At 73.5% G+C, this 23,519-nt stretch carries 22 protein-coding genes; 8 read left to right on the forward strand and 14 right to left on the reverse strand.

The features are described from left to right. Positions 1-20: 20 nt before the first annotated feature. From O3X23_RS29950 to O3X23_RS29970, 5 genes are all read right to left on the reverse strand, one after another. Positions 21-1,652 (reverse strand): ABC transporter substrate-binding protein, encoded by a 1,632-nt coding sequence (locus O3X23_RS29950; RefSeq protein WP_269274998.1) that lies wholly within the window; start codon positions 1,650-1,652, stop codon positions 21-23. A gap of 78 nt (positions 1,653-1,730) precedes the next feature. After that, positions 1,731-2,513, reverse strand: a complete 783-nt coding sequence (locus O3X23_RS29955) for an ABC transporter ATP-binding protein (protein ID WP_269275000.1) — start codon at positions 2,511-2,513, stop codon at positions 1,731-1,733. After that, positions 2,510-3,328: an ABC transporter ATP-binding protein gene (locus O3X23_RS29960; RefSeq protein ID WP_269275002.1), complete on the reverse strand. Its 819-nt coding sequence runs from the start codon at positions 3,326-3,328 to the stop codon at positions 2,510-2,512. The genes O3X23_RS29955 and O3X23_RS29960 overlap by 4 nt, the downstream gene beginning before the upstream one ends. Beyond that, a complete protein-coding gene (locus O3X23_RS29965; RefSeq protein ID WP_269275004.1) occupies positions 3,325-4,227 on the reverse strand; it encodes an ABC transporter permease in 903 nt (300 codons plus the stop codon). The genes O3X23_RS29960 and O3X23_RS29965 overlap by 4 nt, the downstream gene beginning before the upstream one ends. Then, complete coding sequence (locus tag O3X23_RS29970) at positions 4,224-5,174, reverse strand: ABC transporter permease (RefSeq protein WP_269275006.1); 951 nt, start codon at positions 5,172-5,174, stop codon at positions 4,224-4,226. The genes O3X23_RS29965 and O3X23_RS29970 overlap by 4 nt, the downstream gene beginning before the upstream one ends. Before the next feature lie 647 nt (positions 5,175-5,821). On the opposite strand from O3X23_RS29970, the gene O3X23_RS29975 reads away from it, so the two are divergent. From O3X23_RS29975 to O3X23_RS30005, 7 genes are all read left to right on the forward strand, one after another. Further along, a complete protein-coding gene (locus O3X23_RS29975; RefSeq protein WP_269275008.1) occupies positions 5,822-6,748 on the forward strand; it encodes a response regulator transcription factor in 927 nt (308 codons plus the stop codon). Positions 6,749-7,037: 289 nt separating this feature from the next. Beyond that, positions 7,038-7,892 carry a hypothetical protein gene (locus O3X23_RS29980; protein WP_269275010.1) on the forward strand — a complete coding sequence of 285 codons (855 nt, stop codon included), beginning with the start codon at positions 7,038-7,040 and terminating at the stop codon, positions 7,890-7,892. Continuing rightward, positions 7,892-9,721 (forward strand): asparagine synthase (glutamine-hydrolyzing), encoded by a 1,830-nt coding sequence (gene asnB / locus O3X23_RS29985; protein WP_269275012.1) that lies wholly within the window; start codon positions 7,892-7,894, stop codon positions 9,719-9,721. Before O3X23_RS29980 ends, asnB begins: the two co-directional genes overlap by 1 nt. Continuing rightward, on the forward strand, positions 9,718-10,296 hold the full coding sequence (locus O3X23_RS29990) for a flavin reductase family protein (RefSeq protein ID WP_269275014.1): 579 nt from the start codon (positions 9,718-9,720) through the stop codon (positions 10,294-10,296). Before asnB ends, O3X23_RS29990 begins: the two co-directional genes overlap by 4 nt. After that, entirely contained in the window at positions 10,293-11,837 is a 1,545-nt protein-coding gene (locus O3X23_RS29995; RefSeq protein ID WP_269275016.1) for a 4-hydroxyphenylacetate 3-hydroxylase family protein, read from the forward strand. Before O3X23_RS29990 ends, O3X23_RS29995 begins: the two co-directional genes overlap by 4 nt. Then, on the forward strand, positions 11,834-12,697 hold the full coding sequence (locus tag O3X23_RS30000) for a class I SAM-dependent methyltransferase (RefSeq protein ID WP_269275019.1): 864 nt from the start codon (positions 11,834-11,836) through the stop codon (positions 12,695-12,697). The genes O3X23_RS29995 and O3X23_RS30000 overlap by 4 nt, the downstream gene beginning before the upstream one ends. Before the next feature lie 52 nt (positions 12,698-12,749). After that, on the forward strand, positions 12,750-13,622 hold the full coding sequence (locus O3X23_RS30005; protein WP_269275021.1) for a helix-turn-helix transcriptional regulator: 873 nt from the start codon (positions 12,750-12,752) through the stop codon (positions 13,620-13,622). Between the two features lie 60 nt (positions 13,623-13,682). Here the strand turns inward: O3X23_RS30005 and O3X23_RS30010 are convergent, their stop codons facing one another. The 7 genes from O3X23_RS30010 to O3X23_RS30035 form a co-directional block, all read right to left on the reverse strand. After that, positions 13,683-14,924: an MFS transporter gene (locus O3X23_RS30010; RefSeq protein ID WP_269275023.1), complete on the reverse strand. Its 1,242-nt coding sequence runs from the start codon at positions 14,922-14,924 to the stop codon at positions 13,683-13,685. 359 nt (positions 14,925-15,283) lie between these two features. Continuing rightward, positions 15,284-16,513: an LLM class flavin-dependent oxidoreductase gene (locus tag O3X23_RS30015; protein WP_269275025.1), complete on the reverse strand. Its 1,230-nt coding sequence runs from the start codon at positions 16,511-16,513 to the stop codon at positions 15,284-15,286. Further along, positions 16,510-17,904 (reverse strand): NtaA/DmoA family FMN-dependent monooxygenase, encoded by a 1,395-nt coding sequence (locus tag O3X23_RS30020; RefSeq protein WP_269275027.1) that lies wholly within the window; start codon positions 17,902-17,904, stop codon positions 16,510-16,512. The genes O3X23_RS30015 and O3X23_RS30020 overlap by 4 nt, the downstream gene beginning before the upstream one ends. A gap of 21 nt (positions 17,905-17,925) precedes the next feature. Then, the gene (locus O3X23_RS30025; protein ID WP_269275029.1) at positions 17,926-19,167 is read right to left on the reverse strand and encodes an LLM class flavin-dependent oxidoreductase; all 1,242 of its coding nucleotides are present in this window, start codon (positions 19,165-19,167) and stop codon (positions 17,926-17,928) included. Between the two features lie 76 nt (positions 19,168-19,243). Beyond that, complete coding sequence (locus tag O3X23_RS44330; protein WP_443048015.1) at positions 19,244-19,372, reverse strand: putative leader peptide; 129 nt, start codon at positions 19,370-19,372, stop codon at positions 19,244-19,246. A gap of 110 nt (positions 19,373-19,482) precedes the next feature. Beyond that, the gene (locus O3X23_RS30030; RefSeq protein WP_269275031.1) at positions 19,483-20,403 is read right to left on the reverse strand and encodes an NADP-dependent oxidoreductase; all 921 of its coding nucleotides are present in this window, start codon (positions 20,401-20,403) and stop codon (positions 19,483-19,485) included. Positions 20,404-20,454: 51 nt separating this feature from the next. Next, complete coding sequence (locus O3X23_RS30035) at positions 20,455-21,198, reverse strand: GNAT family N-acetyltransferase (protein WP_269275032.1); 744 nt, start codon at positions 21,196-21,198, stop codon at positions 20,455-20,457. Between the two features lie 171 nt (positions 21,199-21,369). On the opposite strand from O3X23_RS30035, the gene O3X23_RS30040 reads away from it, so the two are divergent. Continuing rightward, the gene (locus O3X23_RS30040) at positions 21,370-21,810 is read left to right on the forward strand and encodes a protein-tyrosine phosphatase family protein (protein ID WP_269275034.1); all 441 of its coding nucleotides are present in this window, start codon (positions 21,370-21,372) and stop codon (positions 21,808-21,810) included. An 11-nt stretch (positions 21,811-21,821) separates the two neighbouring features. On the opposite strand, the gene O3X23_RS30045 is transcribed toward O3X23_RS30040, so the two are convergent. Both O3X23_RS30045 and O3X23_RS30050 read right to left on the reverse strand, forming a co-directional pair. Beyond that, entirely contained in the window at positions 21,822-22,328 is a 507-nt protein-coding gene (locus O3X23_RS30045; RefSeq protein WP_443048016.1) for a DinB family protein, read from the reverse strand. Between the two features lie 48 nt (positions 22,329-22,376). Next, a complete protein-coding gene (locus O3X23_RS30050; RefSeq protein ID WP_269275035.1) occupies positions 22,377-23,453 on the reverse strand; it encodes a TetR/AcrR family transcriptional regulator in 1,077 nt (358 codons plus the stop codon). Positions 23,454-23,519 lie beyond the last annotated feature (66 nt).

The raw sequence follows: 23,519 nt of genomic DNA on the forward strand, positions 1-23,519 counted from the left end.
GAACGGTGGGAAGGCGCTGCCTACTTGACCCAGACCGTCGTCAGGTCCAGGAACCAGGACTGCGGCTGCACCAGCCCGCGCACCTTGGGCGACAGCGCCCGCGGGTTGCGGTCGTTGACCACGAAGAGCCACGGCGCGTCCTTGGTCACCAGATCCAGCGCCTGCCGGTAGTCGGCCCGCCGCTTTACCTGGTCCGTCGAGGCCGACGCGGAAGCGAGCAGGGTGTCCACCCGCGGGTTGGTGTAGTGGCCGGTCCAGAAGGGGCTCTTGCTGCCGATGAAGAGCGGCAGCAGCGCCTCGGACTGGAAGAGGGTGGTGGACTGCGCGATCGCGTCGGAACCGAGGGCGACCTGGCCCTTGGCCTCGGCGCTGATCAGCGTCGACCAGTCGGTGGTGCGGAGCTGCACCTTGATGCCGACGGCGGCGAGGTCGTGCTGGATCGCCTCGCTGATCGGGACCGGGAGCAGATTGCCCGAGCCGCCGGTCGGAACGGTGACGGTGGTGCTGAAACCGCCCGTCTTCCCCGCATCGGCCAGCAGTTGCTTCGCCTTGGCCGGGTTGTAGGAGTAGGCGTCGCCCGCCGGATCGAACGCGAAGGTGGCGCGCGGCGCGGCCTGGTAGGCCGGGTCGGCGGTGCCGTGCAGCAGCTTCTCCGCGATCGCCTTGCGGTCGATGGCGAAGTTGGCGGCCTGCCGGACCCGCGGGTCGTTCCACGGCGCCTTGGACGTGTCCAGGATCCAGTACCACAGGTGGTCGTAGCTGTTGGTGGCGAGCTGCACCCCGTCGGCCTTGAGGCTGTCGATGTCGTCGGGGTTGGGGTACTCGATCCAGTTCACGCCGCCGGAGCGCAGCGCGGCGGTGCGGGCGGCGACGTCCGGCAGCGACTTGACCACCAGCCGGTTGAGCTTGGGCGCGCCCCGCCAGTACCCCTTGTTGGCCACCAGGGTGATCTCCTGCCCGGCGGTCTGGGAGCTGAAGGCGAAGGGCCCGGTTCCGACCGGGTGCTGCCCGAAGTCGGCCGTCCCGTACTTGCGGACGGCGGTGGGGCTCGCGATCAGGACATGGGCGAGGTCTTCGGGGAAGTGCCCGTTGGGCGCGGTGGTGACCAGTTCGACGTGGTCGGCGTCGACCTTGCGGTAGGTGGCGATGTCCCCGGCGTACTCCTGTGCCGCCGCGCCGAGCGCGTCGGTGTACTGCGCGCTGTGCTTGTCCAGGTAGCGGTCGAGGTTGAAGACGACCGCCTCGGCGTCGAAGGGGGTGCCGTCCTGGAACTTCACGCCCTTGCGCAGGGTGAAGGTCCAGGTCTTGGCGTCGGCGGCGACCTTCCAGGACTCCGCGAGCGCGCCGGTGATCTCCGGAGGCGCGTTGGTCTTGGACAGGTCGTAGCGGGTGAGCCCCTCGTAGAGCTGGAAGCTGACCAGGCGCTTGCCCTCGAATCCGGCGCCGCCGATGACGGTGTCGGGGTTGGGCAGTTTGCCGGTCGCGCCGATGACCAGGGTGCCGCCCCGGCCGGCGGCGTCGGAGGCACCCGCGCTGTCGGAGCCCGTCGTGGAGGCGGCCGATCCGCAGCCGGCCGCTGCGAGCAGCAGTCCCGCGGTCAGCAGGGCCCCGGTTCTGCGCCGGAGGCGGGGTGTGGGGTGGTGGTGCGTCATCGTGAGTCCTCGGGTTCGGATTCGGATTCGGGTTCGGTGGAAGGCCGGACAGGTGCGAAAGGCCGGAGGGTTCCGCTGTCAGACGAGATCGGCCGGGGCGTCGTCGGCCGCGGCGAGCAGGGCGCGGGTGTAGGGATGACGAGGTGCCCGCCACACGTCGGCGGCCGGTCCCTCCTCCACCACACGTCCGTGCCGCAGGACCAGCAGCCGGTCGGCGAGGTGCCGGACGACCGCGAGGTCGTGCGAGATGAACAGACACCCGATGCCGGTGCGGTCCTGCAACTCCACGAGCAGGTCCAGGACCTGTGCCTGGACGGTGCGGTCCAGCGCGGAGGTGGGTTCGTCGCAGACCAGCAGCTCGGGCCCGGGGGCCAGGGCGCGGGCGATGGCCACGCGCTGCAGCTGTCCGCCGGACAGCTCCCTCGGGTACCGCCGGGCGAGCGCGGGATCGAGTCCGACCTGCTGGAAGAGCGCGGCCACCGCCTGCGGGCGGTCCCGCCGGGCGGTGCCGTGCAGGCGCAGCGCGAACGCGACCGCGTCCCCGGCCCGCAGGGCGGGGTTGAGCGAGCCCCCGGGATTCTGCGGAACGAACTGCAGGCGTCCGCGTACCGCCCGCGCTCCGCGGCCGCGGAGCCGGTGGGGGTCGTGGCCGGCGAAGCGGACCGAACCGGTGTCGGGTGCGAGCAGCCCCAGCGCCAGCCGGGCGAGGGTGGACTTGCCGGAGCCGGACTCGCCGACCAGGCCGACCGTCTCACCGCGCCCGAGGCCCAGGCTGACCCCTTGCAGGGCCAGCCGGCCGCCGGGGTAGTTCTTGGAGACCCGGTCGAGGTGCAGCAGGGGGGTGTCCGCAGGGGTGCTCATCGGCGTACCCCCGCCCGGGCCGCGACGAGTTCGGCGGTGAAGGAGTGCGCCGGCCGGGAGAGCACCTGGTCGGTGGTGCCGGTCTCGACGATGCGTCCGGTGCGCATCACGGCCACCTGCCCGCCGACCCTGCGGGCCACCGCGAGGTCATGGGTGACGAGCAGCACCGCGAGACCGAGCCGGCTGCGCAGACTGCCGAACAGATCCAGGATCTGCACCCTGACCAGGGCGTCGAGTGCCGTGGTGGGCTCATCGGCGATCAGCAGTTCCGGCTCGCAGGCGACCGCGAGGGCGATCGCCGCCCGCTGGCGCAGCCCGCCGGAGAGCTCATGCGGAAAGCTGCGCGCGATGCGCTCCGGCTCCGGGACCCCGGCCGCGGTCAGCAGCCCGGGTACGGCGTCCCGGGCCGCGCGGCGGGTGGTGGCCACGCGGTGGCGGCGCAGGACCTCGGCGATCTGCGGGCCGATGCGGCGCAACGGGTCGAGCGAACCGGTGGGATCCTGCGGCACGTAGCCGATCCGGCTGCCGCGCACCCGGGAGAACTCCCGTTCCGTCAGCGCGCGCAGATCGGTCGGGCCCAGGTGAATCCGGCCGGTGACCCGGGCGTTGCGGCCGGGCAGTCCGAGCACGGTCCTGGCGAGTGTGGTCTTGCCGCTGCCCGACTCGCCGAGCAGCACCAGGGCGCCGCCCGGTTCGACGGAGAGCGACACCGTGTCCACGGCGTGCACGGCGGCGTCCCGCCCCGGGTAGCGGACGGACAACTCCTCGACGCGCAGCACCGGACCGCCGGGTCCTGCTGGTTCGCGGGGGGTCATCGGAGCGCCTCCGGTGCGAGGTCGCGGGAGTCGCCGATCCTGCGCCGCAGGGCCTCGCCGAGGGTGTTGAAGACCACCGAGACGAGGAGGATGGTGATGGCCGGAAGGACGGCGGTACCGGGGTGGGTGAGCAGGCTGGGGCGCAGTTCGTCGAGCATCGCTCCCCATTCGGCGGTGGGCGGGGGAACGCCGAGTCCGAGGAAAGAGAGCCCGGCCGCGTACACCACGGACAGCCCGATCAGGGACGAGGCGTAGGCCAGGATCACGGGTGCGACGACCGGCAGGACCTGGCGCACGGCGACGGTGGTCCGTCCGGCGCCGCTGACCCTGGCCGCCTCCAGGTACTCGGCGGTGCGGATGCGCGCCACCTCGGTGTGGGCGACCCGGGCCACCGCCGGGGTGAGCACGACCGACAGTGAGAACACCGTGGCGCCGAGCCCTGCGGGCATCAGGGTGGCGATGGTCATCGCCAGCAGGATGCCCGGGAAGGCGTACAGCACGTCGAGCGATCGCAGCAGCGTCTGCTCGGTGACCCGGCCGCCGAGCCCGGCGGCGATGCCCAGCGCGGTGCCGGCCGTCGCGGCGATCGCCACCGGGACGAATCCGCCGATCAGGGAGGGACGGGCGCCCCAGACGAGCCGGCTGAGCACATCGCGCCCCTGGCCGTCGGTTCCCAGGAGGTGACCGGGGCTGCCGGGGTCGAGCAGGCGTACCTGCAGGGATCCGGCGACCGGGTCGTACGGGGCGAGCAGGGGGGCCGCGACGGCCAGCAGGAGCAGCAGTGCGGCGAGCGCGGCGGGCAGCAGCAGCCCCACGTCGCGTCGCAGCGCGGCACCGGCCCGCAGAGCCCGGAAGGTGAGTCGCCCGCGGGCGGGGACCTCGGAACGCAGCACGGTCATCGGGGGCTCCGGACCCGCGGGTCGATCCAGGCGTGGGCGGTGTCGACCAGGATGTTGACGCCGACGAAGGCCACCGCGACCACCAGGACCCCGCCCTGGACGAGGGGCAGGTCGCGTGCGGTGAGCGCGTCGTAGAGCAGGTGCCCGAGGCCGGGCCAGGCGAAGAGCGTCTCCACGAAGACCACGCCCTCGAGCAGGTAGGCCAGTTGGAGGCCGCCGATGGTGAGCAGCGCGGGGGAGGCGTTGTGCACGCAGTGCCGCAGCACCGCCGCCCGGCTCAGGCCGCGCGCTCGCAGGCTGTCGGCGAGATCTCCCGCGAGCACCGATCCGAGGGCGGCCCGGAACACCTTGGCGGTGAGCCCGAGCGGCACCAGGGCGGCCGCGACGGCGGGCAGGACCAGGTGGCGCAGCAGGTCCCGCGGGCCGCCGTCGCCGAAGACGTCGTGCGTACCGCCGGCCGGCAGCCAGCGCAGCCGCACCGCGAAGACGGCGATCAGCAGCAGCGCCACCGAGTACTGCGGGGCGGAGACCGACACGGTGCTCAGCGCGCCGGACAGCCGTCCGAGCGGCCCGCGGGGCCGCAGGGCGCCGATGGCGCCGAGGACGGTTCCGCCGATCAGGACCAGCGTGAACGCGGCGGCCGACAGGAGCAGGGTCTGGCCCAGCGCCGGCAGCAGCAGTTGGTCGACGGGGCGCTGGCCGGCGATCGAGGTGCCGAGGTCGCCGTGCAGGGCGTGCGTCAGCCAGTCGGCGTACTGCACGGGCAGCGACCGGTCGAGGCCGAGGCGCTCGGTCAGCTCCCGGCGCGCCTCGGGCGGCGCCCCGGGGCCCAGGAACGCACTGACGGGGTCGCCGGGCACCAGGGCCACGGTGGCGAAGACCACGAGCGTCACCCCCACGAGGGTGGGCACGGCGAGCAGCAGCCGCCGGATCAGGAACCGTCTCATGCGGGCACCGGCCGGAGCGGGGCGCCCGGTGGCCGGGCGGCGGAGGGGCGGGCGGGGGCAGGCATGAGCGTGGTCCTTCCAGGGCCGGTCCGGTCACTCCGGCCGATGGGAACGAAGGTGGCCCAGCGGGCGGTCGGCAGCCAGTCAGGCGTTCATGCTGTTACCTGGGGTCATAGGATCGGCGGTGCGGATCAGCCCGCTGCCCCGCAGCGGCGGTCGTGGACCGACCTTGACCCGTACTCGCGTACGGAATTACCCTGCGCGCATGGCTATCCGGCGCACCGACTTCACCTTGGTCGGCATCTGCGGCTCGTGGCACCGCAGGTGCTTCGACGAAACCTGTCGCCCCGGCGCCCCGCGCTGACCGCCCAGCCCCTGGCTGCCCGGCAGCGCCCCTCCTCCAGCAGCGCTTGGCCGCCCCTCTGATGATTCGTCAGTGACGTTCCCCCGACCACGGAACCGTCATGCAACGGGGTGGAGCCCGCGCCGTTATCGCCGCCTCATCCCGACAGGGATCGGCTCCGTCACCTCCGAGGGGACCGCACCGCCATGCCGCACGACATCCGTGACCTGACCCGTCGACCAGCCGGCCGGGCCGGACAGCCCGCCCGCACCGTCAACCCGCCGCGCCCGGCCGGGGGTTCCCGATGGGAACGCTGACCGAGCTCGCCGACCCCTGCTCCGGACGCAACCGGCGGCCGTCCGCGCGACGCGGACCGTCCGCGCCGGCCCGGCCGGACACGACGAACGCGCTGCACATCGAGATCGACAATCCACTGGACCTCATCGCGGGGCACCAACTGCTGGCCGAACCCGACGCGTTCTCCGCGGGAGGCATTCCCGCCCGCCGCCCCGCCGCCGAACCGGCCTGCTCCTGCGGACATCCGCTGTGCACCGTGGCCGCGGACCGGGCCTCCGACACCACCCGGGTCTTCCTGGTGGAGCGGCACCCGGTGGCCAGCGCCGGACTGCGCAGCGTCCTGGCCAGCGTGCCGGGGATGACCGTGGTGGGCAGCAGCACCGGTGATCCGCTGCGCGCCGTCGAGGGCGTGCGCCGGGTGCAGCCCGACGTCATCCTGCTGGGCGGTGGCGCGACGCTCGCCGACGACCTCGCCGCCGTGGTCGAACTGCGCGGGCCCGACGGGGCGCCCGACGCGCGGGTGCTGCTGCTGCGCCGGGCGGAGAGCACGGCGGAGGCCAGCCGGATGCTGCTGACCGGGGCGAACGGCTGCTTCCCGCTGGACCTGCCGGAGGACCGCATCATCAGCGCGGTGGCGACCGCCGCCGCGGGCGGAGCGGTCTTCCTGCCCGCGCCGCCCTCGGCCCGGGTACACCTGGCCAGCCTGGCCGGGCACGCGGCGGAGTCACCGCCGCAGCACTGCGGACTGACGGACCGGGAACGCGACGTGCTCTCCCAACTGGCGCGCGGCCTGGGCAATGCCGAGATCGGGCGCGAGCTGGCGCTGGCCGAGGCCACCGTGAAGAAGCACCTGACCCAGGCGATGCGCAAGATCGGCCAGTCCGACCGGCTGCGTGCGGCGCTCTACGCGCACCGGCACGGCCTGGCGGGCTGAGCGCCGGCCGAACTCCACCCGAAGGCGGGCACCGCAGCAGGTGCCCGCCTTCGGCATGTCCGGGACCCGCCGGAGCCGGGGCGACCTTAGGAGCAGCCGGGGGCTCCGTAGGTCGCCCCCGCCCGCTCCGTTCGGGGCTTCTGGCCTCGGGGTGCCGCTCCGTAGCGTTGCCGAGGACCGAGACCGCCGCGGCCAGCACCCCGGGTCCGCGTAGCGCGGCGGCCGCACGGCCCCGGGCCCGCGGTCCCGCACGACCCGTCCCGTCGCGAACCTGTAGAAGGAGACCCTGATGAGCGATGCGCCCGAGGCAGCCATCGCACGGACCGGACCCCAGGAACCCACTCCACGCGGCGCGGGCGCCGGGACCGTCCCGGGACCGCGCACCGCGGTGCTGGGGGAGCAGCGCTCCGGGGACGGCGCGGCGGCGCTCGCGTCGCCCGGCGCCGCGTACGACCTGCCCTACCCGGCTCCGTACCGCCCCGCGTACCGGTCGATGCCCGAGGACGAGCGCTCGGCCCTGTGGCGCCAGCGGCTGCACGAGGCGGAGGCCGGACTCACCTCGTTCCTGGTGGCGCGGGGCGACCACTTCCACCTGACCGACTGGTTCGCGCTGCAGGCCGAGCTCTTCGCCGACCTGCCCGGTCCGCGGGACACCGACTCGACCGCCTGGCAGCGGGTGTTCTTCCGCGGCCAGGCGCTGATGGAGCGCTTCCTCGTCGCCCGGTACGGCGAGGAGGTGCTCGCCGGATGGGCCGGCGCCAACGCCGAGGTGTACCGCACGGTCGAGCCCGACCACGGGCGGGGCGCCGCCGACCCGATCCACCGGATCGCCCGGCAGGCCGAACTGTACGGATCCGACTACGAGTTCGACTCCGACGAGCCCGAGGGTCCGGGGCACGCCGCGCTGACCATCACCCACTGCGCGATCTGGGACTACCGCGAGAAGGCGCGCCGCAGCGGGGTGCGCATCACCCTGGCCTCGCCGTGCACCTACTGCACGGAGGCGCTGTCCGCGAACATCCGCGCCAAGGGGTACCGCCCCTCGCACCGGCTGCGCAGCGGGCCCACCGGGCACGGCTGCCGCTGGGAGGCCGACGCCCCGGCCGGCGACACCACCCCTCCCACCACCCCGCGGGAGGCGTGATGTGCGGCATCACCGGATGGGTCGACTGGAAGACCGACCTGCGCACCAGGGAACAGACCGTGCGCGCCATGACCGAGACCCTGGCGTGCCGGGGACCTGACGCCGACGGTGTCTGGCTCTCCAAGTACGCCGCACTCGGGCACCGCAGGCTCTCGGTGATCGACCTCGACGGCGGTGTGCAGCCGCTGCGGGACCTGCCCCTTCCGCGCGCCGTGCTCAGCTACAACGGCGAGCTCTACAACTACCGCGAGCTGCGCGCCGAACTGCGCACCCTCGGGCACGAGTTCCGCACCGCTTCGGACACCGAGGTCGTGCTGCGGGCCCATCTGCAGTGGGGCGACCAGGCACCCCGCAGGTTCAACGGCATCTTCGCGTACGCGCTGTGGGACACCCGCCGCGAGGAACTGCTGCTGGTCCGCGACCACCTCGGGATCAAGCCGCTGTACTGGCACGCCCACTCCACCGGTGTGCTGTTCGGCTCCGAGCCCAAGGCCGTCCTGGCCAACCCGCTCTTCCGGCCCGAGCTGGACGCCGAGGGCATCGCCGAACTCTTCGCCCTGCCGGCCGCACCGACAGCGGGCCACGGACTCTTCCGCGGTCTGCACGAAGTGCGCCCGGGAACCGTCGTGACGGTCGGCCGCGCCGCGACCCGGCAGTCGACGTACTGGGCCCTGGAGTCACGGCCGCACACCGATGACGCGGCGACCACCCGGGAGACGGTCCGCACGCTTCTGGCCGACAGCGTCGAGCGCCAACTGCTCAGCGACGTCCCGCTGTGCACCCTGCTCTCGGGCGGCGTCGACTCCAGCGCCATCACCGCGCTGGCGGCCGCCGCCCGCGAACGGGCCGGCCACGGCAAGGTGACCAGCTTCTCGGTGGACTTCCCCGGCAGTGCCGAACGCACCCCGGACGCCTGGCGCACCACCCTGGACGCCCCGTACGTCCAGGCCGCCGCCGAGCACATCGGGACCCGGCACACCTCCGTCCTGGTCCCCGACGACGACATGCTCGACGCCCGCGACGCGGTCCTGCGCGCCCGCGACCGCCCCGGCTGGGGCGAGATGGACGCCTCGCTGCACCTGCTCTTCCGCGAGGTGCGGCGGCACTCCACGGTGGCGCTCTCCGGCGAGGCCGCCGACGAGATCTTCGGCGGCTACCCCTACTTCCACGACGCGTCGGCGCTGGCCGCCGACACCTTCCCGTGGCTGCACGGCCGCACCACCCCGGCCGCGCTGCTGCGCCCCGAGGTCCGCGCCGAGGTGCGCCCCGACGAGTACACCGCCGAGGCGTACCGGCGGTCGCTGGCCGCGGTGCCGCGGCTGGACGGCGAGACCGGAACGGACCGGCGGCTGCGGGAGGTGTTCCACCTGGCACTGACCCGCTGGCTCCCACCGCTGCTCGACCGGGTGGACCGGGTGAGCATGTCGGTGGGCCTGGAGGTGCGGGTGCCGTTCTGCGACCACCGGCTCGTGGAGTACCTGTGGAACGTGCCGTGGGACCTCAAGTCCCCCGGCGGCCGCTCCAAGGGGCTGCTCCGCGACGCCGTCCGCGACCTGCTGCCGCCGCAGGTGACGGACCGGCCGAAGAGCGGATACCCGTCCACACCGGCGGTCCGCTACACCGAGGTGCTCACCGCCCGCGCCCACGAACTGCTGGCCGACCCGCAGGCGCCGGTCTTCGACCTCGTGGACCGGGACGTGGTGCGCCGGGCGCTCGCCGAAGGACGCCCGCTGCCCAGTCCGCGAACGGCTCCCAACCCCGTCGGCGGCCTCGACCACCTGGTCCAGGTCGACGAATGGCTGCGGGCCTACCGGGTGGGGCTGCGATGACGCCCGGTGCGCAGCCTGCCGCCCGTACGCAGGCACCCGCCAGCCGCCCGCGGACCGATCCGGTGCTGGGAGCGGACGCCTTCCGCGCCGCGGCCCGGCACTGGACCACCGGGGTCGGCGTCCTGACCACCCAGTACGGCGAGGAGGTCTTCGCCAAGACGGTCTCCTCGCTGAGCCCGCTGTCGCTGGATCCGCTGCTGGTCAGTGTCGCGGTGGACCGCCGCAGCCCGCTCGTGGACGCCGTCCGCGGCAGCGGCCGCTTCGCCGTGAGCGCGCTGAGCCGTGAACAGGAGCACATCGCCCGGCGGTTCGCCGCCCCGGGCGCCGGTCGCGCCCTGGGCTTCTTCACCACGGCGCCGATGCGGGCCGAAACCACCGGTGCGCCCGTCCTGGAGCACTGCCTGGCCTGGTTCGACTGCCGGCTGCACAGCGTCCTGCCCGGTGGCGACCACGCGATCCTCGTCGGGCAGGCGGTCGCCGCGAACACCGGTGACGGCGAACCGCTGCTCTACCACGACGGACGGTACCGCTCCCTCGACCGCCAACCGATCACCCCGACTGGAGTGCACGCATGACCCTGCTGGACACCACCGACACCGGACGGGGGCTGCTCACCGCCGACCGGTACCGGGCCGAACTCGACGACGGCCGCGAGCTGTACCTCGACGGGAAGCGCATCACCGACCCGGCCGGCCATCCGGCGTTCAAGCCCGCCGCCGACGAGATCGGCCGGCTGCTCGACCTCCAGCACCACCCCGACCACCGGGACCTGCTCACCTGGGAGGACCCGGCCACCGGTCAGCGGCTGGCCCGCGCCTACCAGCCGCCGCGCACGGTGGAGGAACTGCGCGTGCAGCGGCGCAGCGCCGAGTTCTGGCACGCGGAATCCCTCGGCCAGCACGGGCGCTCGCCCGCTTTCATGGCCTCCATCGCGGTCGGGCTCTACGACTTCCGCCACCAGCTGGAACGGGCCCGTACCGGCTTCGGCACCAACGCCGAGGCCTGGTACCACCACACCTCCCGCAACGACCTGGTGCTCTCGCACGCGCTCGGCGACCCGCAGATCGACCGCTCCACGGACCCGGTGGACGATCCCGATCTCGCGCTGCGCGTGCTGTCGGAGAACGAGCGCGGCATCGTCGTGCGCGGCGCCAAGCAGCTGACCACCCTGGCGCCGCTGGCGCACGAGGTGCTGGTCTACCTGTCGGCGTCGTTCGCCCACCGCCGCGGCGAGCAGTTCGTCGTCTGGTTCGCCCTGCCGCTGAACACCCCGGGCCTGGTGACGCTCTGCCGTGAACCGCTCGGCAGCAATCCGTGGGGGCACGCCCATCCGCTCGGCGCGCGCTTCGACGAGCAGGACGCCATGCTCTTCTTCGACGACGTCCTGGTGCCCTGGGACCGCGTCTTCCTGCTGCGCGAGAGTGAACTGGCCAGGACCGGCCTGGGCCGGATCAACGCGTGGAGCGCCTACATCGGCCACGTCCGCTACCGCGAACGGCTGCGCACCCTGCTGGCCACCGCGACCCTCGTGGCCGAGAGCATCGGCGTGGACGGCTTCCGCAACATCCAGGAGGACCTGGGAACGCTCGCCGGGTACGCCGAACTCACCGAGTACTTCCTGGACGCCGCCGAAGCCCGTGCCACCGTCACCGACAGCGGCCTGCTCGCGCCGGGCGACACCGCGGCCAGCCGGGTGTGGTCCGCCGAGGTGGCGGGGAAGGCGGTCGACATCGTCCGCGGCATCGGCGCCTCCGGGCTGCTGATGCAACCGACGGCGAACGACCTGGCCAACCCGCGGCTGCGGCCGCACCTGGACCGCTACATGCGCGGGCGCGGCATCGACGCCGAACACAAGTCCCGGCTGTTCCGGCTCGCCTGGGAACTGACCGGGGACGGCTTCGGCCAGCGCCAGGACCTCTACGAGTTCGTGCACCGCGGCGACCTGGCCCGCAACCGCATCAACCTGTACCGGCGCTACGACCAGAGCAGCGTGCGCGAGCGGCTGCTGAGCCTCATCGACAGTCCGGCCGACCCGGCCGCACCCGTCACTCCCGCCGACACCGACACCGGCGCCGACGCCGTACTGTCCACCACCACCCCGGAGGTCCGGAAGTGACCGCGTCAGCCGTCGAGATCCAGGCCCGGACGCTGTCCGGGTACGCGGACGCCAGCAGGCTCCGGCAGGTCCACGACCGCGACTGGGTGCTCGACCAGGTACCGGGCGAGCCCGAGGTGCTGCTCGATCTCGGCAGCGGCATCGGCCAGTTGCTGCGCTCCGCCCTCGACCGCCACCCGTCGCTGCGGCTGGCGGTCGGCCTGGAACGCTCGGAGCACCGCATCGCCGAGGCTGCCGGACGGCTGCGCCCCTACGGCGACCGGGTCGCACTGCACCAGGCCGATCTGACGGTGCCGAAGCCGCTGGAGTACCGGCCGGACGTGGTCACCATGACGTCGGTACTGCACTGGCTGTACCCCGACGAGAACCGGATCCTGGCCTGGGTCGGCGACCACCTCGCCCCCGGCGGCCGCTTCCTGCTGACCACCTACCACCCGGCGCGCGACGAGCATGGCCTCGGCGGTGAGGACGACCTCGTCCGCGACGCCCTGGTGGCCCTGGGCGCCGAACGGGACTCCGTACCGGCCGTGTTCGCGGCGGGGGAGGAGGGCGGGGAGGGCGCGGTGCTGCCCATCGCCACCCGCACCCGGACGGTCGACGACCTGGCCGGGCTCCTGGAACGTTATTTCCAGGTCGAGTCGGTCCTGGACCGGGACGCGGTGGTGCACGTCGAGGACGCGGGCCAGTACAGCCACTTCCACGCCGCCACCTTCGGCGACTACTACAGCCGCCTCGTCCCGCCCGAGCGCCGCGAGGAGTTCTTCCGCGCGATCGGCGAAGCGGCGTGGCGACGGCAGGGGGAACGCGGCTGGGTCAGCAACATGCCCGTACGACTGTGGAAACTCCAGCATCGTGATTGACCCCTAGTCTGGAAGTCCCGTACCGACCCCGCCGGCCGAGGAGTCACCTCCGATGTCCACCCCCCTCCCCAGCCAGGAACTCGGCGCCTTCCTGCGAGCCCACCGCGAACTGCTCCAACCGGCGGACGTGGGGCTGCCCGCCAACTCCCGCCGCCGCACTCCGGGCTTGCGGCGCGAGGAGGTCGCGTCGCTGTCCGGAGTGGGACTGGCCTGGTACACCTGGTTGGAACAGGGCCGCGTGACCGCTTCCCGGCAGGTGCTGGAGGCGGTCGCGCGGGCGCTGCGGCTCGATCCCGCGGGGCTGCGGCACGCCATGCGGCTGGCGGGCCACCACGAGCCGACCGGTCCGCTGGTCACCGACCGGTCGGGGAACCTCGCGTCGACCGTGCAGCCGGTCCTGGACTCCTGGCCCACCAGCCCGGCCGTCCTGCTGGACCGGCACTTCGACCTGCTCGGGTGGAACACCGCGTGGAGCGCGCTGTGGGGAGCGCCCGAGGCGGTGCCGGCGGACCGCCGCAACCTGATGTGGCTGATGGTGGCGGGCCGGCAACTGCGCGCGGTGCTGCACGACTGGGAACCGCTGGCGATGAACGTCTTCCAGCACTTCCGCGCCCAGGCCGGCACCTCCCTGTCCGACCCCAGGACCGGTGAGGTCTACCGCCGCCTGGACGAGGACGCCCCGCAGTTGCGCCACTGGTGGGGCTGCCACTCGGTGGCGGAGCTGACCGCGCGTGCCGTCGTCGTCGAGCCCCCGGGCATCGGCCGGATCGAGCTGGCGCTGTCCTCGTTCCACCCGGTGGACGATCCCTCGGCGCTGGTCCTGCTCTTCACCCCGCGCACCGCGGAGGACCACTCCCGCATGTCGGCGCTGACCGGCCGCCCGCTGCGCGCGGTCACCGGACTGGACGAACGCCAGGCCGGCTGAGCGGTTGCCGGCATGGGTGGGGGCCACGGCTTACGCCGTGGCCCCCACCCATGTTCGTGGTCAGATGCCTTCGGCGGCCTTGACAGTGGCCGCCGGCGTGCGCAGCCCGTGGCTGACCGCCAGGCCTCCCAGCGCGCCGAGCAGGGCGAGGCTCACCCCGATGACCAGGGTGCCCGTCGAGACGTTCCCGAAGGCTCCGACGGCCCACGCCCCCACACCTGTTCCGGCGTACATCGTCGAGGTCAGCCAGGCACTGGAGGTGGCGCGCAGCTCCGGCGCGACCGTGCCCGCGAGGGTCTGCTGGTCGGTCACGAAGCCGCCGCTGGCCACGAACCACACCGTCACCCCGACGAGTGCCGCGATCAGACCGGGACCGCCCGCGGTGAGGGCGACACCCGCGGCGAGCAGCACACCCCACAGCCCCAGCAGCGGCAGATGGGACCGCCCGGCCGCCCGCGCCCGGTCGCCGAGGCGCCCGGCGCCGAGCGAGCCGGCCACACTGCCCGCGCCGACCAGGATGCCGACCATGCCGAGTTGGGCCACCGAGAGGTCGAACCGGTGGACCAGCAGGGCGCCGAGGAACGTGTACGCGCCGAGGTTGGCCGCGTGGAAGACGGTGTTGACCACCAGCGCCCTGCGCAGTGCCGGGTCCGTCCAGCCGGCCAGAATCGCCTTGACGGCGCCGATCGGCGCCGCCGTGCGCGGCGTCGGCGCGACCTGCCGCAGGAGCAGGGGCAGCGCCGCGGCGGTGCCGATCGCCAGCGCCACGAAGGCCGAGCGCCATCCGGCGATCCCGGCCAGCGCACTGCCCAGCGGCACGCCGACGACCTGCCCGCAGGAGAACAGCGCCATGCCCAGCCCGAGCGCCCGGCCGCGGAAGCGGTCCGGGGCCGTCTCGGCGATGTGCGCCCAGATCGCGGGCCCGGCCGCCGCCGCGGCCAGCCCGGCGACCGCCCGGGAGAGCACGAGTGGTGCCAGTCCCGTCGACAGCGCGGCCGCCGCGTTGGACGCGATGAACAGCGCGGTGCCCGCGAGCAGCGTCTGCCGACGGCCGATCCGGTCACTGAGCAGGCCGAGGAAGGGCGCGCAGACGGCGTAGACCAGTACGTAGGCGGTGACGCTGGAAGCGGCGGCCGCCTCGCTGACACCGATGTCCTCCGCGATGGTCGGCAGCAGTGGGGAGACCAGGAACGTCTCGGTCCCGAAGAGGAACAGCAGCGCGAACACGCCGGCATAGCGCAGCCAGTCGTAGGTCTCGGGCGCGGCGGCCGGCTCAGCGGGTGCGCCGGAAGTGCGGCTCAAGGGAATCACAGCCTTTTCGAGCGTGGGTCCGGAGCCGGGGGTACCCGGGCCCGCTCCCGGCGGCGCTCTGCGGCGCGGCGGGGCGGGGACGGGAGCGGGACGGCGGAGTGCGGCTCCGGTGGGGACGGGGCCGTCCGGCCCCACCATCGTGTGCCGCCGCCCGCCGCTCAGCCAGACAGGCAAACATCCTGTGACCGCAGCTCATAGGCTCACCCGACGAGGGGCCACGACCTGTCGGCCGTGACCCCTGATCCATGCCGTTGGTTCGTGGCGTCGGACGGCCTCGTCGTCGGTGTCAGTTTGAGGATGATGTCGCGGGTGCCCGGCAGCCGTTGGCGAGGTACGGCTCGGTGGCGGTGTCAGCGGACAGGGGACTCCTCGGGGTGGCGCGGACGGGCTGCCGGTGCGGAGCGCCAGGCGTCGGCCAGGAGGTCGAAGGAGCGGACACGGTCCTGGTGGTCGTGGGTGATGGTGGTGACGAGCAACTCGTCCGCATCGGTGGCCTGTTGCAGGACCCGCAGCCGCTCGACGACGGTCTGCGGCGAGCCGGTGAACTGCGTGCGCACCCGGTCGTCGACGAGGGCGCGCTGCTCCTCGGTCCACACGTGCGCGGCGGCGTCCTCCGGGGTGGGGAACGGGATCGCGCCCCGGCCCGAGCGGATGCTGTGCACCCACAGGGCGTACGGGCTCGCGAGCCGGCGCGCGGTGTCGTCGTCCTCGGCCACCACCACGTCGGCGGAGACCAGGACGTGCGGCCGGTCCAGCACCGTCGAGGGCTTGAACGCCTCGCGGTAGGCGGCCACGGCCTCCAGCACCGCGGCCGGGCTGACGTGGTAGTTCGCCGCGAAGGGCAGGCCCAGCGCGCCGGCGGCGCGGGCGCTGGCCCCGGCGCTGCTGCCGAGGATCCACACCTGCAGGTCGGCTCCCTCCCCAGGAACGGCGTGGGCCTCGAGACCGCCCTCGGTGCGGTGGTCGCCGCGGATCAGGGCCAGGATCTGCTCCACCTGGTTCCGGTAGTCGGGGAGTTCGGCCCCGGGGAACTGCACGAGTTCGGTGTAGCGGGCGAACAGCGGGGAGCCGATGAGCCGGCTGATGTCGTAGGGCGCCGGGATCAGCAGCCCCTCGGGGGTGTAACGGGGCACGGTGGGCTTCGGTGCGGCGGCCGGTGGCGGCGCGGCCTGCCCGGTGGCGCCGGGCTTCCGGAACCCCGAGCGGCCCAGGCCGAGGTCGATCCGGCCCGGGTGCAGGGCGTCGAGCAGTCCGAACTCCTCCACCACCGACAGCGGGGTGCGGTGGCCCAGTTGCACCGCGCCGGCGCCGACCCGGATCCGCTCGGTCGCGGCCGCGACGAGCTGGATCAGCAGCGCCGGTGACACCCCGGCGACTCCGGTGGTGAGGTGGTGCTCGGCCAGCCAGTAGCGGTGGTATCCGGCGGTCTCGGCGCGCTGCGCCAGGTCGACGGTGTTCCGCAGTGCCTGGGCCGCGGTGGATCCGGAGCTGATGGGCGCCAGGTCGAGTACGGACAGCGGTACGGGGGTTTCCCCGCCCGTGGTGCCGGGCCGAGCGTGATCCGAGGGGAGTTCCGTCACGACGCCGCCTTCTTCGTGCTGTCGTTGCTTCGCGTGCTGTTCCCGGCCGGTGGCCGGTCCAGGCCGAGGTGGTCGCGCAGTGTGCTGCCCTCGTAGTCGTGCCGGAAGACGCCCCGTTCCTGGAGCAGGGGGACGACCGTGTCGGCGAACGCGTCGAGGCCGCCCGGGGTGACGTGCGGGACGAGGATGAAGCCGTCGCTCGCGTCGGTCTGGACGAACTCGTCGATGGTGGCGGCGATGGTGGAGGGGGAGCCGACGAAGGTCTGGCGGCCGGTGGTCTCGATCACGAGTTCGCGGATGGACAACCCGCCGGCCTCGGCCTTCTGCCGCCACTCCTTCGCGGTGGCCAGCGGGTCCCGGAACATCCGGACGCTGGCCCGGCCCCGCGCGACCGTGTGTTCGCCCGGGTCGGGGTCGATGTCGGGCAGCGGACCGTCCGGGTCGTAGCCCGACAGATCGCGGTTCCACAGCTGTTCCAGGTACTTGATCGCGGTCTGCCCGCTGACCTGCGCCCTGCGGACGTCGTGCGCGTGGTCGCGTGCCTCGGCGTCGGTGTCACCGAGCACGAACGTCGCCGCGGGCAGGATCAGCAGCTCGTCGCGGGTGCGGTGATGGCGCGCGAGACGGTCCTTGACGTCGGTGTAGAACGCCCGCCCGGCGTCGAGGGTGCTGTGCCGGCTGAAGATCGCGTCTGCGGTGGCCGCCGCGAACTCGCGCCCCTCCTCCGAGTCGCCGGCCTGGAAGATGACGGGCCGGCCCTGCGGGCTGCGCGGGACGTTGAAGCGGCCGGCGATGTCGAAGTGCTGGTCGCGGTGGTGGAACGCACCCGCTCGCGGGTCGCGGAGGTACCGGCCGGACTCCGTGTCGGCGATGATCTCGTCGTCCTGCCAGGAGTCGAACAGTTCCCACGCGGTGCGCAGGAACTGCTCGGCGCGCGAGTAGCGGTCGTCCTTGGCGAGGAAGCCGCCGCGCCGGAAGTTCTCTCCGGTGAAGGCGTCCCAGGAGGTGACGACGTTCCAGGCGGCGCGGCCGTCGGAGAGGTGGTCGAGGCTGGCGAACTGACGGGCGACCTCGTAGGGCTCGTTGAAGGTGGAGTTGATCGTGCCGGTCAGGCCGATGCGTTCGGTGACGGCGGCCAGGGCGGCGAGCACGGTGAACGTGTCGGGGCGGCCCACGACGTCGAGGTCGTAGATCTCGCCGCCCTGCTCGCGCAGCCGCAGGCCCTCGGCGAGGAACAGGAAGTCGAACTTGGCGCGCTCGGCGGTGCGGGCGAAGTGCGCGAACGAGCTGAACTCGATGTGGCTGCCCGCCTCCGGGTCGCTCCACACGGTGGTGTTGTTGACGCCGGGGAAGTGCGCCGCGAGATGGATCTGCTTGAGGGGCTTGCTCATGGTCGGTCGGATCCCTCCGGCTCAGGCACTGACGGTGTCGGCGGCGCCGCTGACGCCGGCGGTGGCGTAGCGGTTGGCGGGGCGCGGGAGGCCGAGCAGCCCGCGCAGTGTGCGGGCCTCGTAGGAGCGGCGGAAGGCGCCGCGGGCCTGGAGTTCGGGTACCAGCGCGCGCGTGATCGCCGGCAGGTCCCGGCTGAGGGTGGCGGGGCGCAGCCGGAAGCCGGTGAGTCCGGACCGCTGCCACTCCAGGAGCAGATCGGCCAGTTCCGACGGTGTCCCGGTGAACACCTCGGCGTCGCTCGTCCAGGCCTCGCCGGACAGGGCGTCGAGCCGGTCCCGGCGCGACCGCGCCACTCCGGGCCGCTCGTCGAGGAAGACCACCAGGTCGCCGAAGACGTGCAGGAGGTCGTCGGTCCGCCCCGCGGCCTCCTGTTCGGCGCGGACCGCGTCGAGGATGGTGCGGGCCTCGTCGGCGTCGTGCGGGGTGACGTAGCCGACGTCGGTGGCGCGCGCCACCAGCCGGTACGGGACGGCGGCGTGGGCGAGGGCGGTCACGAGGGGCTGACCCTGGGGCGGGCGCGGCGTGATGGAGGGGCCCTTCACGTCGAAGTGCCGCCCGCGGAAGTCGGCGTAGTGCAGCTTGCCCCGGTCGATGAACCGGCCGGTGGCCACCTCCCGGATCTCCGCGTCGTCCTCCCAGCTGTCCCACAGCCGGCGCACCACCTCGACGTAGTCGGCCGCCTCGTCGAACAACTCGTTCGCCAGGTCGGGCGGTTGCGGCTGAGTGGGGTCCGCGGCCCCGAGCAGCGACGGGAAGGAGCGGCGGCCGAAGTGCGCTGCCTCGTCCGGACGTGCCGACACCTTGACGCGTACTCCGGCGCGGCCGGAGCTGACGTAGTCGAGGGTGGCGATCGCCTTCGAGAGGTGGAACGGCTCGGTGTGGGTGGCGACCGCGGTCGGTACCAGCCCGATGTGCGTGGTCAGCGGGGCGACCCGGGCGGCGACGAGGACCGCGTCCAGCCGGCCGCGCACCTGGTCGGTGCGGTCGTCGGGTCCGCTGCGGTCGGCGGACTGCAGGCTGAGGGAGTCCTCGAACGTCACGAAGTCCAGCAGCCCGCGCTCGGCTTCGAGGACGGCGTCCGCCCAGTAACCGGCGGTGAGCAGTTCCCGGGGGCGGGCGCCGGGCTCCCGCCAGGCGGCCGGGTGCCAGCCGGCGTCGTCGAGGGCGACGGCGAGGTGCAACGGGTTCAGGGATGCGGACATGGTGCGGTTGCCTTCCTGAGGTGACCGGATGAGGACGCACCGCCCCGGAGGCGTGGTGCGTCAGCAGGGAGTCAGATCAGTGACAACAGAGGGAGCCGGCGACCCGTTGCAGATCGATGTGCTGGCGTCCGTACAAGTGGACGACGGGCCCGCGGGGAACGAGAGTGCCGACGACGACACGATCCTGTGCTGCACGCATCGTCATCACCTCTTTCCGGTGCTTCCTGGTTCGGAGGCCGGTGGCCTCGTCACCTCACATCGACGCTATCCCGCCGGGATCGCCCGGCGCAATGGCCGTCGGCCGCCCGTCCCGGTCTACCGCGAGACCTCGATCACGACTTTGCCGCGGGTGTGGCCCTCCTCCACGGCGCGCAGCGCCTGAGCGGCCTGCTCGAAGGGGAACGTTCGCGTCACGAAGGGGTCGAGGACGCCCTCGGCGACCAACCTCGCGACGGCGTCGAGTACTTCGGTGTTCCGCTTGCGCGCCACCGTCGATCCGCCGAGCTTGACGACGTTCACCTTGTCGGGTCCGCTGATCAGCCGAGCCGGGTCCGTCAGCAGGACGGCCACGTCCTCCAGGGACGCGCCGCCGACGAGGTCGAAGACCGCGTCGACGCCTTCGGGGGCCGCCGCGCGGACCCGGTCCGCCACGCCAGGGCCCGACTCGACGTGCACGACGCCAAGGGACTCGGCGAACTCCTTCTTCGCGGCGCTCGCGGTGCCGATCACCCGCAGGCCCCGGTGCGTCGCGATCTGTGCGGCGGCGGTGCCCACTCCGCCGCCGACACCGTTGATCAGGAGGGTCGTACCGGCCGGCGGGTCGAGCTGCTGGATCCCGTCGTAGGCGGTGGCCACGGCGACCGGCAGCGTCGCCGCGTCGGCCCAGGACACTCCGGCGGGCTTGTGCGCGGTGCTCACCGCGGGCAGCAGCGTGTACTCGGCGTACCCGCCGGTGAGGGGGTTGCCGAACACGGCGTCCCCCACCCCGTACCCGTCGACGCCCTCGCCCACCTGCTCCACCACACCGGAGACCTCACCGCCCATCACGGCGGGCAGCTCCACTGCCGGCGCGTTGGCCTGGACGTATCCCGTCCGGCGCTTCCAGTCGACCGGATTGACCCCGGCCGCCCTGACCGCCACGAGGAGTTGGCCGGCGCCGGGTACCGGGCGCGGCACGTCGGCGAAGGACTCGGTCTCGGGACCGCCGAACCGGGAGAACACATAGGCCTTGGGCATCGGAAACTCACATCTCTGGTCGAGGAGGCGGGGTGGGCGGGAGCACGGGTGTCACCCGGTGGGCTGTGCGGTTTCCGGGATCCGGGCGAAGGTGAAGAGGATTCTGCGGCGGACGGTGAAGCCGATCGACTCGTACAGGCCGATGGCGCCGGTGTTGGTCTCCGCCGCTTGCAGGAACGGGGTGTCCCCCCGGTCGCGGATGCCGGCGGCGGTGTGGCGGAGCAGGCGGGTGGCCAGCCCGTGGCCGCGGTGATCCGGGTCGGTGCACACGGCGCTGATCTCCGTCCAGCCGGGGACCCGCAGCCGCTCCCCGGCCATCGCGGCGAGCCGGCCGCCCCGGCGGATCCCGTAGTAGGCGCCGAGTTCTATCGTGCGGGACTGGAACGGGCCAGGCCGGGTACGGGCGACGAGGTCCAGCATCTCCGGGACGTCGGCCGGGCCCAGCCGCACCGCCTCCGGCTCCGATGCCGCGCGCAGCGTCTCGTCGACGAGTTGCACGCCGTGGATGGAGTTGACGATCTCCCAGTCCCCGGGAACAGCCGCGGTTCCGATGACGGCGATGGTGACGCCCGGCTCCACCAGCTGCGCCAGGTCCTTCCAGGCGCGTGGATCCTCGGCGTCGGCGAGCGCCACGAACGGCGACATGCCGGGCTGGTAGCGGGCGGCGCCGCCGAGCAGTTCGGCGAGGTGGCGGTGCGGGCCGGTCAGCGCGGCCCACGCGAGGTCGTCCAGGACGTGCGGCCGCGCCGCCGCGTTCTGCTCGGAGTGATGCGGGGGATGGAGACCAGAGGGCATGGCGGGGTGACTCTCCGTTCCGGCACGGTGCTGAGGCTTCTGTCGCTACGGGTTCTGCGGGACCGCGGGAACCGTACACGCCCCAGACTCCAGCAGGGTTGCCGGCCCGTCGAGGATGCGTTGCGGTCCGAACGCGAACCGGCCGTCCTGGGCGGCGGTTACCGTGTGCGGGTGACGGACACCTGGAGCGGCACCGACGCCGGAGTCATCCGGCTTCCCTCCGGACGGATGGTGCGCGGCCGGGCGCTGCGCAAGCCGCTTCCGGCGGGGCCGGTACCCGACTTCGCGGTCCATCTGCTCGGCAGGCGGCCGCCCGAGGTCCCGTGGGAAGCGCGCTGGCTGCGCTGGCCCGACTTCCGGCTGCCCGGCGACGACGCGGAAGCCCGGTCCGTCCTCGCCGAGGCGCTGGACCGGGCCGGAGGCCGGCGCGTCGAACTCGCCTGCGGCGGCGGCCGTGGACGCACCGGTACCGCCCTGGCGTGCCTGGCCGTCCTCGACGGCGTCCCGCCCGGCGAGGCGGTGGCGTTCGTGCGCCGCCACTACGACGCCCACGCCGTGGAGACCCCCTGGCAGCGGCGCTACGTGCGCCGCTTCGGGACCGTCGGGGCCTGACGGCTGCGCCCTCAGGCCCCGACGGTCCCGTCAACGCCCTCCCGCAGGAGGTCGGCGTGGCCGTTGTGCCGGGCGTACTCGAGCGTCACATGGAGCATCACCAGCCGGAGCGAGACCTGTTCGTCCCCCTTGGGCTCGTGGACGGTCACCTCGAGCGACCGCGCCTCACGTTCGATCCGGCGCGCGTGCCCGACCTCCGCCCGCCAGGCGTCGAACGCTTCCGTGCGGGTGGCGGAGCTCGCGTCGTACGCGACCTGGAAGTCCCGCTCGTCCGACCAGACGAGCGGTATGTCCTCCCCGTTGACGATCCGGCGGAACCAGGCGCGCTCCACCTCGGCCATGTGCCGCACCAGACCGAGCAGGGAGAGGGAGGAGGGCGGCATCGACCGGCGGCGCAGCTCCTCGTCCGAGAGCCCGTCGCACTTCATGGCGAGCGTGGCGCGGTGGTAGTCGAGAAAGGCGCGCAGCATCTCGCGCTCATCCGCGACCGCGGGCGGGCCGATGCGTTCGGTGGGCAAGGCGAGTCCTCTTCCATGGGCGTCGTACGAGCGGTCGGCGGAGCCGCGTCACGGGTCGAGGGCGGACGCGGTCGCGTGGCAGGCGCCGCGGCCGTCGGCGCGGGCGGTGATGCGGCCGGCCCGGATACGGACGGCGATCTCGGTTCCGTCGCTGACGGAGGGCACGCCGGCCGCCGCGGCGAGGGCGCCAGACTCGTCGAAGACCACCTGCAGGCGCGGCCAGGCCGACGGCGGGAAGGCCCGGCGCAGGCAGCCGCAGAGGTCCGCGACGGCCAGCCGGGCCAGCGGTGCCAGCTCGTCGGGGTCCCCGGTGACCAGGACGGCGGTGACCGTCGCTCCGGGCGGCGCCGCCCGGACCGCCTCCTCCACCGCCTCGAGGCGGTGCAGTCCGAGCACGGCCACCACGCCGTCGTCCGCGAGCCGCGCGGCTCTGCCGCGCACCGCGTCGACCGTGGGCGGCGGGGCCCACAGCTCGTCGGTCGGCCACGCCTGGGTGATCACGTGCGGAGGCGGCCACCACTCGTTGAGGTCCAGGTCGGCCAGTCGCTCACAGGCACTGACGACGTTGAAGGGTTCGACGAAACCGGGCGCGACCGCGGCCAGCTGGGCGGCGCCGTGCAGGGTCGTCAGGACGGCTTCCGCGACCCGCACCAGGCTGCCGGCCGGCGCTCCGGGCGCCCGAAGGCCCTCCAGCGCCAGTCCGAGCAGCAGCGCGTCCAACTTCATCAGCTGCGCGAACGGCCGCCGGATGCGCTCCTCGACGAGGATCTCGGGCATCAGGTACATGCCCAGCCGGGCTGTGCCGTGCGGCTCGTCGGTGTCCGCGAGCGGGAGCCGCGCGACCCACGCGCGGGCGAGCGCCCCGAGCGCCGCGGAGGCGGTGGTGCCGGGCCCGGGGTGCGGCGGCTCGGGGGCGCGCTCGGCGAGAGCGGCCAGGACGGCGAAGTACAGCGCGCGTTTGCTGGGGAAGTTGGAGTAGACGGCGCCGCGGGTGAGGCCGGCGCGGCCGGCGATACGGTCCACCTTGGCGTCCCGGAAGCCGTGCTCGGCGAACTCGTCCCGGGCCGCGGTCAGTACCTTGGCGCGGTTGCGCTCCTGCAGCTCCACCCTGCTGGGCCGGCCCATTGCCCTCACTCTTGCCTTCGCGCTTCCGCGTTGCGTCCGTCGCGGCTCAAGATACCTTGACCATTC

The organism is Streptomyces sp. H39-S7 (assembly GCF_027158205.1).
GTDB lineage: Bacteria > Actinomycetota > Actinomycetes > Streptomycetales > Streptomycetaceae > Actinacidiphila.